General features: G+C 67.6%; 12 protein-coding genes. 3 read left to right on the forward strand and 9 right to left on the reverse strand.

The features are described 5' to 3' along the window. Positions 1–172 precede the first annotated feature (172 nt). The 4 genes from nagA to G6N46_RS26255 all read right to left on the reverse strand — a co-directional run bounded on the left by nagA (position 173) and on the right by G6N46_RS26255 (position 5528). Positions 173–1345 carry an N-acetylglucosamine-6-phosphate deacetylase gene (nagA, locus tag G6N46_RS26240; protein ID WP_138250161.1) on the reverse strand — a complete coding sequence of 391 codons (1173 nt, stop codon included), beginning with the start codon at positions 1343–1345 and terminating at the stop codon, positions 173–175. A 13-nt stretch (positions 1346–1358) separates the two neighbouring features. Further along, positions 1359–2606: a D-alanyl-D-alanine carboxypeptidase family protein gene (locus tag G6N46_RS26245; protein ID WP_138250160.1), complete on the reverse strand. Its 1248-nt coding sequence runs from the start codon at positions 2604–2606 to the stop codon at positions 1359–1361. Between the two features lie 96 nt (positions 2607–2702). Next, positions 2703–3701, reverse strand: coding sequence for an SMP-30/gluconolactonase/LRE family protein (locus G6N46_RS26250; RefSeq protein WP_138250159.1), 999 nt, complete (start codon positions 3699–3701; stop codon positions 2703–2705). 117 nt (positions 3702–3818) lie between these two features. Next, positions 3819–5528, reverse strand: a complete 1710-nt coding sequence (locus tag G6N46_RS26255) for an APC family permease (protein WP_138250158.1) — start codon at positions 5526–5528, stop codon at positions 3819–3821. A gap of 82 nt (positions 5529–5610) precedes the next feature. Between G6N46_RS26255 and G6N46_RS26260 the strand changes: the two genes are divergently transcribed. Beyond that, complete coding sequence (locus tag G6N46_RS26260; protein WP_138250157.1) at positions 5611–6516, forward strand: sigma-70 family RNA polymerase sigma factor; 906 nt, start codon at positions 5611–5613, stop codon at positions 6514–6516. 4 nt (positions 6517–6520) lie between these two features. Here G6N46_RS26260 and G6N46_RS26265 read toward each other — a convergent pair whose 3' ends face one another. Together G6N46_RS26265 and G6N46_RS26270 are read right to left on the reverse strand one after the other, a co-directional pair. Then, complete coding sequence (locus G6N46_RS26265) at positions 6521–7312, reverse strand: phosphatidylethanolamine N-methyltransferase family domain-containing protein (RefSeq protein ID WP_138250156.1); 792 nt, start codon at positions 7310–7312, stop codon at positions 6521–6523. A 97-nt stretch (positions 7313–7409) separates the two neighbouring features. Then, positions 7410–7988 carry a carboxymuconolactone decarboxylase family protein gene (locus tag G6N46_RS26270; protein ID WP_138250155.1) on the reverse strand — a complete coding sequence of 193 codons (579 nt, stop codon included), beginning with the start codon at positions 7986–7988 and terminating at the stop codon, positions 7410–7412. Positions 7989–8071: 83 nt separating this feature from the next. Between G6N46_RS26270 and G6N46_RS26275 the strand changes: the two genes are divergently transcribed. Continuing rightward, on the forward strand, positions 8072–8803 hold the full coding sequence (locus G6N46_RS26275) for a TetR/AcrR family transcriptional regulator (protein WP_167526438.1): 732 nt from the start codon (positions 8072–8074) through the stop codon (positions 8801–8803). Here the strand turns inward: G6N46_RS26275 and G6N46_RS26280 are convergent. Beyond that, complete coding sequence (locus G6N46_RS26280; protein ID WP_138250154.1) at positions 8779–10209, reverse strand: FAD-dependent oxidoreductase; 1431 nt, start codon at positions 10207–10209, stop codon at positions 8779–8781. The two genes, G6N46_RS26275 and G6N46_RS26280, sit on opposite strands and share 25 nt — an antisense overlap. Beyond that, complete coding sequence (locus G6N46_RS26285; protein WP_138250153.1) at positions 10209–11186, reverse strand: AurF N-oxygenase family protein; 978 nt, start codon at positions 11184–11186, stop codon at positions 10209–10211. The genes G6N46_RS26280 and G6N46_RS26285 overlap by 1 nt, the downstream gene beginning before the upstream one ends. Before the next feature lie 117 nt (positions 11187–11303). On the opposite strand from G6N46_RS26285, the gene G6N46_RS26290 reads away from it, so the two are divergent. Further along, positions 11304–12188: a hypothetical protein gene (locus G6N46_RS26290; RefSeq protein WP_234880736.1), complete on the forward strand. Its 885-nt coding sequence runs from the start codon at positions 11304–11306 to the stop codon at positions 12186–12188. A gap of 72 nt (positions 12189–12260) precedes the next feature. Here G6N46_RS26290 and G6N46_RS26295 read toward each other — a convergent pair whose 3' ends face one another. Next, on the reverse strand, positions 12261–13046 hold the full coding sequence (locus tag G6N46_RS26295; protein ID WP_020102797.1) for a succinate dehydrogenase iron-sulfur subunit: 786 nt from the start codon (positions 13044–13046) through the stop codon (positions 12261–12263).

The following is a 13046-nucleotide window of genomic DNA, read 5'->3' on the forward strand; positions in this document are numbered from 1 at the left end:
GGTCAGGCTCGCGGACCTGGCTTCTCGACATCCGATTGATCGTGCGTCTACGTACACGGTTACTCGCAAGACCTCGCCCTGATCACAGGCTCAACGCCATCGCAGCGGTCACTTTCGTTGACCTTGACGTGGCGGCGCGTGCCACTCGCACAAATACGCCCTGGGCGCGGGATCAACGGGGAGAGACAGCGCCGGAGGCCGCCCACACCCCGCGCCGCACCACCGCACGGACCTGCAGCTTGCGGTCCAGCACGACGAAGTCGGCAGACATCCCGGGCGCCAACGTGCCGACGTCGTCGAGGCCCAGCGTGCGCGCCGGCGTCGTCGCCGTCATCGCCACCGCGTGCCGCAATGCCGAATCCGAGGCCGCTTCCAAACCCGTTGCCGCCGTGCGGAACAAGGCGTCCATGGTCGCTGTGCTGCCGGCGATGGTGGACCGCTCGCGCAGCCGCGCCACCGAGCCGCTGACCTCGACGTCGAGCCCGCCCAGTTGGTACGACCCGTCGGGCATGCCGGCGGCCGCCATCGCGTCGGTGATCAGTGCGACGCGATCAGAGCCCGCGGTGACCGCCACCTGGTGAACGAGCGCAGGGTGCAGGTGCACGCCGTCGGCGATCAGCTCGACGGTCACCCGGGAGTCCTCCAGCAGCGCGAGCGCCGGCCCCGGATCGCGGTGGTGCAGCGGACGCATGCCGTTGAACACGTGCGTGCCGACGGTGGCGCCCAGCTGCAGCGCCCGCTTGGTCTCTTCGTAGCTGGCGTCGGTATGTCCCACGGCCACAATGACTCCCGCGTCGACGAACCGCTCGATCGCGACGTCGGCGCCGGGCAGCTCCGGGGCGATGGTGACCATGCGGATGGCGCCGTCGCCGGCGGCGAGGACGGAATCGATCTCAGCGGGGTCGGGGTCCCGCAGCTGCGTGACGTCGTGCGCACCGCAGCGTGCCGAGCTGAGCCACGGGCCTTCCAGATGAATCCCGGCGACGACGCCGGCGCGTACCGCGTCGGCCAGGGTCTGTATTTGCGCCAGCAGGACCTCCGGCGCGGCCGTGACCAGGCTGGCCAGGGTCGTGGTGGTCCCGTGGACACGATGAAAATCTGCTCCGCGCGCCACGTCGCCGGGATCGTCGGTGCTGTAGGAGAATCCGCCGCCACCGTGCACATGCATGTCCACGAATCCCGGCACCACGACACCGTCCGAGAAGTCGGCGTCGACGCCGCGAGGCGGGGGACCGCCGCCACACGCCACGATGCGGTCGTCGTCGATCTCCAGCCACCCGGGCCGGACCACAGCCTCGAGCGCTGAGCCTCCGAAAACAACGGTCCCAGCCGAGATGAGCGTCATCGCCCGTCAGTCTCTACCGATTGGAGTGCTGAGGGCGCCGATTGATCGAACGGGCAGCCATCATCAGCGAGAGCACCACCGCGGCCCCGACCACGCCGACGCCGACGCGGATCGGTACGGCGTCCACCGGCGGCAGGCCGTCGAAGGCCTGGGCGGCCGCGGGATGCTTGGCGTCGGGCTTGCGCTGGGTGAGCGACGGGTCCGGCTCGATCAAGGTGCCGACCTTGGTGCCGGGCGGGGTCGCGAAGCCGTAATCCAGCAGGCGTGCGGCCTGCTCCCACGGCGCGATCGGCACGCGGGTGCCGTGCAGCAGGATCGCGACCAGGCGGCGCCCGTCGCGGTCGGCGGCGCCGACGAATGTCTGCCCGGCGTCGTCGGTGTAACCGGTCTTGCCGCCGAGCGCGCCCGGGTAGTTGTAGAGCAGCTTGTTGTCGTTCTCCAGCTCGTAGCCGGGGTGATCGCCGGGTTCGCCGGGCTTGGCCGGGTGGCCGGGGAAGTTGTACTTCTGTGTGGCCACGATCGAGGCGAACGTCGGGTTCTGCCAGGCGTAGCGGTAGAACAGACCCATGTCGTAGGCCGACGTGCTCATGCCGGGGCCGTCGAGGCCGGACGGCGTGGCCGCCCGGGTGTCGCGGCCGCCCAGCTTGGCGGCCAGGTCGTTGATCTTGTCGATCGCGGTGTCCATGCCGCCCACCTGCATCGCCAGTGCGTGCGCCGCGTCGTTGCCCGAGTGCATGAGCAAGCCGTGCAGCAGGTCGTTGACGGTGTAGACGCCGCCGTCGTCGACGCCGACGCGGGTGCCCTCGGCGGCAGCGTCCTCCGGTGTACCGGTGACGCGTTTGTTGATGGGCAGTTCACGCAGTGCCTGGGTCGCGATCAGCACCTTGATGATGCTGGCCGGCCGGTGCCTGCCATGCGGGTCCTTGGCGGCGATGATGTCGCCGTTGTCGAGGTCGGCCAGGATCCAGGCGTCAGCGGAGACGTCGCCGGGCAGCGGCGGCATGTCCGGTGCGGCGACGACGCCGCAGCTGCCCATCAGGTCCCCGCCGAGCGGCGTGGCCGGCACGGGGATCGGGGCCGGCGGGTCGCCCGCCTTCGGTACCTCGGACTGGTCGACCGCGGGCGGGGTGTTCACCCGGTACGGGCATGGGTCTGCGGCCGGCGGGTCGGGTTCGGCATAGGCCAACGCCGGTGCGGCCGTCAGGAAAAACGCTGCTGCCAGGGCTGCAGCGCGTTGTGCCGTTGATCGGGTGGTCGCCATGGTGTCGTCAGATTAGGCGACGGACCACCGGATCCCGTGTTGCCGCGCTGTGACAATTGGGGTTGAAGTTACAAATGTGAATTAGCTAACCGAGGCCTACCGGCGCTCGGGGATGGCGCAGTGTGCCAGCGCGGGCACCCCGATGGAGCTCATCCACAGTCGCCCGTCGTGCTCGACGAGTCCGGTCACCTGTCCGAACTGACGGTGCTTGCCGCGCACGCCCGCGACCGCGGCGCCGCTGTCGGGGTCGAAAGCGACGCACCACACCTCCAACGCCATCTGCGGCTGCAGCGCGTCCGGCAGTCGCCACACCAATTGGCGCAGAATGGTCGGTCGCGGGGCGAGCCACTCCGCGGCGGCGTTGATCGGGGTGACGAACGCGACCCAGATCCGGCCGTCGGCGCCCGTCGAGATGTTGTCGGGCATGCCGGGCAGGTTGATCGCGAGCGGCGTGATGGTGCCGGCCTGTGGCCCGGACAGCCAGTACTTCGACAGCCTGCGCCCCTGCGTCTCGGCGAACACCAGCGCGGTGCCGTCGGCGGTGGCGGTGACGCCGTTGGCGAAGTACAGGCCGTCGCACAGCGTGCTCACCGCGCCGTCGGTCGCCAGTGTGTACAGTCCGCCGTCCCCGCGGGCCTCGAGGATCGCGGCGCGGAAATGCTCGTAGTGGAAGGAACTGGTCGACTCGGTGAAATAGATTGTGCCGTCTTCGGTTTCGGTCACATTCGAGCAGAACCGCAGGGGCCGCCCGTCGATGTCGGGCACCAGCACCTCCAGGGCGCCGGTGCCGGGATCCAGCGACAGCAGCCCCCGGTAGCTGTCGCAGACCAGCAGCCGCCCGTCGCGCGCGACGTGCAACCCCAGCGGCCGGCCGCCGGTATCGGCCACCACATCCGTGTCGCCGTCGGCGGAGGCCCGCACGATCCGGCCGTCGACAAGGCCGGTCCACAACGTGCCGTCGGCACCGACGACAACGTCCTCCGGGGCATCGCCGGGCATCGGCACGATGGTCAGGTCGGCAGACGGGAAATCGGGCAGGGCGTCGACCGGCGGTGGGGTCCAGCGCACCGGGTTGATGGGCGGCTTGTGCGGCACGTGTAGACGGTAACGCTTGTTACGTGTCAGCAGGCGAGAAAACCCCAATTGGCAGACGAATCAGCGATTTTCGCGATCTGCGCAGGCGGGATCGACCCCGGCCAGTGGGCTACCCCGTCAGTCGCGACGGAACTGTTCGCCGGTCGCCGTGTCCACCGCCGTCTCACCTGGGGGCAGGTTCGACAGGTCCGGGGCGATGACCGTCGGCATGTCACCCGAGTCCGGCAAGCCGAAATGCGCCGGTCCGGCATGACCGGCGGCCGGCGTATCGAGCACCAGGTCATGGCGCCGCGGCAGCGTCAGCCCACGGAAGTACGCGGGCTGCGCGACGCGCCAGGCGAACATCAACACCACCCCCAGCAGCAGCCCGAGGACACCGACCACACCCACCGCGCCGAAGCCGAAAATCGTGACGTCATGCTGGCTTTCGTCCTTGAGCCAGTCCGGCTTGCTGTACTGGGCCAGGCCGTAGCCGAACACCACCGACAGCGTGATGCCGCCGAGCACTGGCAGCACGCCGCGCATCACGAAGTCACGCACGTTGCGGGTCAACGTCTTTCGGTAGAACCAGGCGCAGGCGAAGCCCGTCAGGGCGTAGTAGAAGGCGATCATCAAACCGACCGAACCGATCAGTGCCGTCAACAGATCGGTGCTGATCGCGGTGAACAGCACGTAGCACAGCACCGACAGCACGCCCATCACGATGGTCGAGGTGGTGGGCGTCAGGTACTGGCGATGAATCTTCGCGAAACTCTCTGGCAGCGCCCGGTATACGCCCATCGACAGGGTCGTGCGCGCGGTCGGCATGATGGTGGTCTGCGTCGAGGCGGCCGCGGACGTCAGGATCGACGCCGACAGCAGCAGCATGCCGATCTTCCCGATCACGCTGTCCCCGAACAGCGATGGCCCGATGGCGGTGAACACGTCCTTGGCGTTCTCCTGGTTGCCCAGCCCGATGCCTTCGGTGCCCACGCCCGCGAACGCGATGGTCGAGACGGTCACCAGCGCGTAGGTGGCGAGCAGCAGGAACGTCGAGATGACGGCGGCGCGGCCGGGGGTGCGGCCCGGATCGTCGGACTCCTCGTTGCACGCCACGGCGGTGTCCCAACCCCAGTAGATGAAGATGGTGGCCAGTACCGCCGGCGCGATCACCGTCCCGAAATCCATTCCGCCAGGCCAGAACCAGGACCACGACGGCATGATCGAGTAGGCGTGCCCGTGGTGTGTGTAGACCTTCACCAGCGCCACGACCGACACCACGATCAGCACGACGACCTCGACCGTCAACAGCACGTACTGCAGCCGCGCCGACACCTCGATGCCGCGGTAGCAGATGTACGTCATCAGGATGATCCAGATGACGCCAGCCACCGTCGACCACAGGGTGCTGCTCGCCAGACCGGCGACCGAATGCCAACCCAGGTCGCCGACGAACGTGAACGAGTACGACCCCGCGATCTGCGCGAGATTGGCCATCACGATGACATCGGAGGCGATGATGCCCCAGCCGCCCAGCCAGCCGACGGCGGGACCGAAGGCCCGGGCCGCCCAGGTGAACGTGGTGCCGCAGTCGGGCTCGGCCTTGTTCAGTTCCTGGTACGCGACGGCGATGAGGTACATCGGCACGAACGAAATGAGCATGATCGCAGGTGCTTTGACCCCGGCGAGCAGCGTGCCGCCGGCGGCGATGACGAGGCCGAGCGTCGCCGCCAGGCTGTATGCCGGTGCGGTGGACGCCAGCCCGACCACCACGCTGGACACCAGACCGAGGGCGCCCCGCTTGAGGCCTTTGTCTGGGGCGACGATGTCTGGTGCCGGCGTGGTCATCTGCTCCCTGCTCATCCCGGTTGATTTGCCGAAGAGATGCTACGGTTCGCCGCCCTCGAACACCGAGTCGTAGGTTGGTGGGGTGACCACAGCGCAGGACACCGATGAGTTCGAGCGGCTGCGCCCGCACCTGCTGTCCGTCGCCTACCGGCTGACCGGTGTGTACGCCGACGCCGAGGACATCGTGCAGGACGCCTGGCTGCGTTGGCACAGTGCCGATGTCGACGCCATCGAACAGCCCCGCGCCTGGCTGACGACGGTCGTCAGCCGCCTCGGCCTGGACCGGTTGCGGTCCGCTGCGCACCGCCGCGAGGCGTACTTCGGGGAGTGGCTGCCCGAACCGGTGGTGACGGGATTCGACGCCGCGGACCCACTGGCCGCGGTGGTCGCGGGGGAGGACGCCCGCTTCGCCGCGATGGTGGTGCTGGAGCGGCTGACGCCCGACCAGCGGGTCGCCTTCGTCCTGCACGACGGCTTCGCGGTGCCGTTCTCCGAGATCGCGTCGGTGCTCGGCGTGACGGACGCAAGCGCGCGGCAGCTGGCCTCACGCGCCCGGCGCGCTGTCGCCGAGGCCCCGCCGCCGCCACCGGACGCCGGCCACAACGAGGTCGTCGGCAAGCTGATGGCCGCGCTCGCCAGTGGGGACATGGCCGCCGTCGTCGAACTGCTGCACCCCGATGCCACGTTCACCGGCGACTCCAACCGTCGGGCACCGACGGCGCCCCGCACCATCGTCGGCGCGGACAAAGTCGCACGGTTCCTGTTCGGGCTGGCCAGACGTTATGGGCCGCAATGGCTTTCGACGTCGCAGTTGGCGCTCATCAACGGCGAGCTCGGCGCGTACAGCCCCGGCCTGCCGGCTGACGGCGAGCATCCCGAGATGCTGCCGCGTGTCACGGCGCTGGCCGTGCGCGACGGCAAGGTTGTCGCGCTGTGGGACATCGCGAACCCGGACAAGTTCACGGCGTCACCGCTGCGGTCTGATTAGCGGCTCAGAGGACGTAGGGGATCAGTGCCTTGCGGTCGGTCGGGTACTCGGGAAACTTCTCCTGGTACCAGGTATGGGTGCCCAGCGCGCGGGGAATCAGATTGCCCGCGGTGATCAACAGGATGGCCACACCGGGCAGCGCCCAGGTCAGCAGCGCGAAGCCGGACCAGGCGATGAGCTCGCCCAGGTACGCCGGGCTGGTGACGAACCGGAAGCCGCCGCCGAACGGAATCCGGTACTCGGCACCACCGGGGTTGTTCTTGTCGCGCAGGTTTCGCACGATCGATTCGGAGTTGACCAGCAGCGCGAAGCCGCACAGGTAGACCACCAGCCCCACCAGGAATCGGGGATCGGTCAGCCATGCGGTGGTGTACTGCCCGAAGAAGTCGTGGCTGAACAGCGTGCCGTTGAGGTAGCCGTGCATCGACGTGACGAGCATGCCCATCACGATCACCGACACGTTGAAGGTGCCGCGCTTGCCTGGCGCCTGGCGGATCGCCAGCGGGAAGAACCAGCCCCGGTTGGCGTAGTGCAGCAGCCAGATCCCGGCCAGCACCAGCGATGTCGGCTCGAAGCGGTGCGGCCCGGCCAGGTAGCTGACCAGGAACACGACCGTCGCCGGGATCTCCATCAGCCACCAGCCGAGCTTCGGGTTGAGATTCAAGCCGAGTTTCGTCGTCGAGAACCGCCCATACGAACTCTGTGCGAAGAAACCGCCGATGATCACGAATGCGGCGAACGCGAAGGCTGCCGTCAGCACCGTGTCATAGAACGTGTTGCCGGTGTACCAGTGCACGGTCGCTCCTTGCTGAGCAGGTGGTTTCAGCGGTTGCGACCGCTATTTCTGTAACGTGTTCTACCACCTGACCAGGCTGTGAGGCCAGCGCCCCGGATCACTGCGCCCACGGCACCCGGCATGCGTCACCCGAGCTGAAGCCCTGCTCGGTGATACCGAGCGCCGCGTACATCCGGGCCCGCATGTTCTCCACGCCGATCTGATACGTCAGCTCGATGACACCGGACTCGCCGAACCGGCGCTTGAGATCGTCGACCTGTTCATCGGTCACGTTGTGCGGATCGGTGGTCATCGCATCGGCGTAGGCAATGGCGGCCCGCTCGTCGTCGGTGAACAACGGTGAGGTCGCGTACTCGTCGATGTGCCTGAGCCGTTCGGTGTCCAGGCTCTCCAGGCGCATCAGCATGGTGCCGAAGTCGACGCACCAGGAGCAGCCCACCGTCCGCGCGGTCCACAACACGGCAAGGTCGCGGACCGCGTCGGGCAGCGTTTTCGAACCGCTCTTCAACAGGGTCTCGTGGACCGCGTTGGCGACCAGCAGCCGCGGGTGGTGTGCCGCGACCGTGAACGGTTCGGGCACCTCACCGAACTCACGCTTGGCGTAGCGGTACATCAGCCGGGTCAGCAGTCCGGCGCGTTGCGGGGGCAGGGGTGCGATGCGTGGTGTTGTCGTCATACCGGTTGGACGAGACAGGCCGGCGAGGTGTGACAGGGGTGTGGCGGGCATCACCCCGTGCGGCAGCGGCTACCGTAGGACACATGTCTGTGGCCCCGAACCCCGCGGCGGTGAGCGGCTACGAGGCGCGGTGGGAGCAGCACAACGCCGAACGCAGGTCCCAGATCCTGCTGGCGATGATCGACCTGCTGGAGGAGAGCCCGCCCGGCGCCGACATCTCCGTCGCGGCCATCGCCAAGCGCGCGGGCGTCGCCAAGTCGGTGATCTACCGGCAGACCTCCGGCAAGGAGGAACTCGAGCGACGGGTGCGGTCGTATCTGATCGACGACTTCGGGTCCGTCCTGGTCGGCAAGCTCGATGTCTCCGACGGCTCGCTGCGCGAGATTCTGACCCGCACCATCGAGGCCGTCGCGGACTGGATGATCGACCATCCGCGGCTCAACGAGTTCGCGCGCAGTGGGCCGTCATTCGAGGGCGACGAGACGCTCGACGCGGTTGGCGAGTTGAAGCTGCGCATCATCGAACGCGCCGACGGCATCATCGCCGCCATCCAGTTGGCCATCGGCGTCGAGGACAGCGCCTTCAAACTGGTCCCGCTGGCGATCGTGACCATGGTCGAGGAGACGTTGTTCGCCTGGGTCCGCAGCTCGGCGCCGACGCACACGCGCGACGAGATGATCGCCCACCTCGCCGACTTCACCTGGTACGTCATCGACGGCGCTGCGCGGGCCATCGGATTCGAGGTCAGCCCCGATGAGCCGCTCGTCGCCGTCGTCGCCGCGCTGGCTGCTCAGGCAAGCAACCCCGCGTTGTAGTCGGCCACCAGGGCACGCACGGTCTCCTGCGCGCAGGACTTGTTGGTGCCGATGAACCCCGTCGGGCCGCGTTTGATCCAGCCCGTCACGTAGGTCGCGGCGACGCCGTCTACCCGGCCCTTGTCGTTGGGGATGACACCGTGCGCGTCGTCGAACGGCAGGTCGGCCACGGGCCGACCCCGGTAGCCGATCGACGTGAGCACGAGCCCGGCAGTAACGGTGTGCAGGTCGCCGGTGGGCTTGACCTTCGCGGTGCCGTCGGCGGCAGCCACCAGTTCGTTGCGGGCGAATTCGACTGCGGTTGCGGCCGATTCGCCGAGGATCGCGGTAGGGGACTGCAGGTACTCCAGCACGATGCGGCGGTTGCCGGGCCGTCGCGGCAGGTCCGCGAGGATGCGGGCGCGCGGATCGGTGTCGGACAGTGACGCCAGGTCCTGTGGTGCGACGAGGACGTCCACGTCGGGCATCGACGTCAGGCCGACGAGCTCTGGCGCAGTGAACGCGGACTGTGCGAGGCCGCGTCGTCCCACGACAATGACCTCCTCAATTCTGCTCTGCCGCAAGGTTTTCAAGGCGTGCGGCGCGATGTCGGTGGCTGCGAGGCGGTCGGGATCGACGGTGAGGATCCGGGCGACGTCGAGCGCGACGTTGCCGTTGCCGATCACGATGGCGCGTGGCTGCGACAGATCGAAGGTGCAGTCGGCGAAGTCGGGATGGCCGTTGTACCAAGCCACGAACCGGGTCGCCGAGCTGACGCCCGGCAGGTCGGCGCCGGGTATGTCGAGTGGCCGGTCCGTGGACGCACCCACCGCGTAGATGACGGCGTCGTGGTCGGCGAGCAGCTGCTCATGGGTGATGTCGGTGCCGACCTCGACCCCGGTGATCAGCTCCAGCCGCGCGTCGGCGGTGATGGTGTCGAACTGCCGGGAGACGCCCCGGGTGCGCCGGTGATCAGGTGCGACGCCGAAGCGCGCAAGCCCGCCGGGCTGGGGCAGGCGCTCGTACATCCGGACGCGGGCCGCGGGGATGGTCAGTACCTCGTCGGCGGCGTACATGGCGGCCGGGCCGGAGCCGACGATCGCCACCCTGAGGGCTCCAGGTGCCCGGACCTGCAGCGGCGGCACGACGGGCGCCAGCAGCGCACGGGGCCGGGGCTCCTTGTAGAAATCGGCGTTGAGCTCGAGGAACACCTTCTCGGTCGGATCCAGCGAACCGTCGTGCTTGATGGCGTCGACCGGACAAGCGGTGACGCACGCGCCGCAGTCGACGCACTCCACCGGGTCGATGTAGAGCATCTCGGCGGTGTGGAAGTCGGGCTCGTCGGGCGTGGGGTGAATGCAGTTGACCGGACAGGCGTAGACGCACGACGCGTCGCTGCAGCAGGACTGCGTGATGACGTGGGGCATCAGGCGATCAACTGTGCCTCGCGGCTGGGGGCGCTGCGATAGCGGGCCGTCTCACCGGCGATGCCGCAGCGCTTCCACATCCAGCGGCCGACGCGGTTCATCAGGCCGATCTCCTCGGCCAGCGCGCGGGTCTCGTCGAAGAAGCTCGCCATGATCTTGCGCGACTGCGGGCTGCGCCAGAATGCTTGCCGCATAACGTCTTCCGGAATGCCGAACTGCTTGCCGAACGACTTCGACGACCCCATGATCTCGTGCGCCAGCCAGCGCAACGTCAGCGGGAAGGCGACGGTGGCGAAGGCCTTGAAGCGCCACGAGCGTTCGGGCATGTGCGTCTTGAGGAATTCGTTGGCCCACGAGATGTGGCGGGCTTCCTCGGCGATGTGAATCTGCATGGTGCGCAGCACGGCCGGCGGCAGGTTGGCGCCCTCGCGGATCATGCCCTTCTGGAAGTGATCGATGGGCTCTTCACCGGCGAGGATGCCGGCCATGAACGCCGTCGGCGAGTACTGGCCGACCAAGCCGATGTACGGCGACAACTTGAAGAACAGCTTCCGCATGCCGGGCACGTCGGTCCCCGAGCGGTTGACCAGCTCCTGGAACATCTGGATGTGGTTGCACTCCTCGGTCATCTCGTGCAACGCGTACCGGAACTCGGGAGAGTTGTTGGGCAGCTTCATGATGAAGGCCATCAGCCCGCGGATCAGGATGCTCTCGAACGCCGCGCCCACCTTGACGGTGTTGAGCGTGCGCCAGCGGCCGATCTCGATCTGCCGTTCGAGCGGCTGGTTCTGGTACCACTCGGTGGCGCCCAGCGGGTCGATGGCAGGGGAGAGCACCCACCGTGGATCGTGCAGGTCGATCGCCATGTCCGGCGAATCCCACGCGATGTCGAGGTAGGGGTCGAACCGGCGTCGCACCGAACCTTCGGACAGCACGTCGAGCAGATTCTGGTAACCGGGCTTCATTGCCTGAGTCATGTCTCCAATTTACCGGGAACAGCGGTCTCAGTAAATACCTGCCGATCGATCCGCCGAGACTGAGCTTGTGTGTCAACTTCTTGCCGCATTTGGCACACAAGCTCATGTTCGGTGTAGATGGAACCGGGCGCGGCGCGTAGCCGTCATATTCGTATGCCATTTCTGGGCTCCGAGGCGCGGGCGGCCGGCATCGCCAACCGGTACCAGCTCAGGACCCGCTATCGGCAGGTCTATCGCGACGTCTACGTGCCGCGCGATGCCGAGCTGACGGCGGCCGACAAGGCGGAGGCGGCTTGGTTGTGGTCGAGGCGGCGAGGCGTGGCGGCCGGCTTGTCGGCGTCGGCCCTGCACGGATCGCGGTGGATTGGCGACCATGAACCCGCCGAACTCAACCAGAAGAGCATGCATGGGCAGGCCGGCATCGTGTTGCACAGCGATGAGCTCACCGAGGATGAGATTTGTCTGGTCCGGGGGATACAGGCCACCACACCCGCCCGGACTGCTTTCGATCTCGGTCGTTGTAATGGACTCACGGCTGCAGTCATTCGGGTCGACGCTTTGCTCCAGGCCACGCGATTGAAAATCCCCGAGGTGCGCGCACTTGCCGAGCGGCATCCCGGAGTTCGGGGACTGAGGCAACTCGGGCAGGTGCTCGACCTCGCCGACTACGGCGGAGAGTCGCCGCAGGAGACGCGGCTACGACTGTTGTTCACCGACAACGGTATGCGGCCGACCCACACCCAGATCGAGGTGTTCGACGGCAGATACCAGGTGGGCCGCATCGATATGGGCTGGCCGGAATGGAAAGTCGGCGTCCAGTACGACGGCATCCAGCATTGGACCGACCCGAATCAACGGACGAGGGACATCGATCAGACAGTCGAATACGAGGACCTCGGTTGGCGAATCATCCGGGTGGGCGCGGATCTGTTGCGCTACCGCCAGCCCGTCATCATTGCCCGAACCCGGGCCCAGCTCCGGGCTGCTGGCGGACCCTACTGACGAAACTGAGCTTGTGTCCCAAATCCTTGCGAGATTTGGTACACAAGCTCAGTTTCGGCGGAAGCGAAAGCCCTAGCGGGCAAACATCAAGGCGCGCTTGACTTCCTGGATCGCCTTGGTCACCTGGATGCCGCGGGGGCAGGCCTCGGTGCAGTTGAAGGTGGTGCGGCAGCGCCACACACCGTCGACCTCGTTGAGGATGTCGAGGCGCTCGGCGGCGGCCTCGTCACGCGAGTCGAAGATGAACCGGTGCGCGTTGACGATGGCGGCGGGGCCGAAGTACGAGCCCTCGCTCCAGTACACCGGGCACGAGGTGGTGCAGCAGGCGCACAGGATGCACTTGGTGGTGTCGTCGAAGCGGGCGCGGTCGGTCTGCGACTGGATGCGCTCACGGGTCGGGGGGTTGCCCGACGTGATGAGGAACGGCTTCACGGCGCGGTAGGCGTCGAAGAACGGCTCCATGTCCACCACGAGGTCCTTCTCCACGGGCAGGCCGCGGATGGGCTCGATGGTGATGGTCAGGTCCTTGCCGGGCTTCTTCGGCAGCAGGTCGCGCATGAGGACCTTGCAGGCCAGCCGGTTCACGCCGTTGATGCGCATGGCGTCCGAGCCGCACACGCCGTGCGCGCAGGACCGACGGAACGTCAGCGTGCCGTCCAGGTAGCCCTTCACGTACAGCAGCAGGTTCAGCAACCGGTCGCTGGGCAGGCACGGCACGCGGAAGCTCTGGAAACCGGCGGCGTCCGGGTTCTCCGGGTTGAACCGGGCGATCTTCAGCGTGACCATGACGGCGCCTTCGGGCACCGGGGGCAGCGGCGGGTCGCCGGCTTCGGGCTTGTCCAATACGGGTGCACTCAT

Origin of the sequence: Mycolicibacterium phocaicum (assembly GCF_010731115.1) — a bacterium.
Classification (GTDB): Bacteria; Actinomycetota; Actinomycetes; order Mycobacteriales; family Mycobacteriaceae; genus Mycobacterium; species Mycobacterium phocaicum.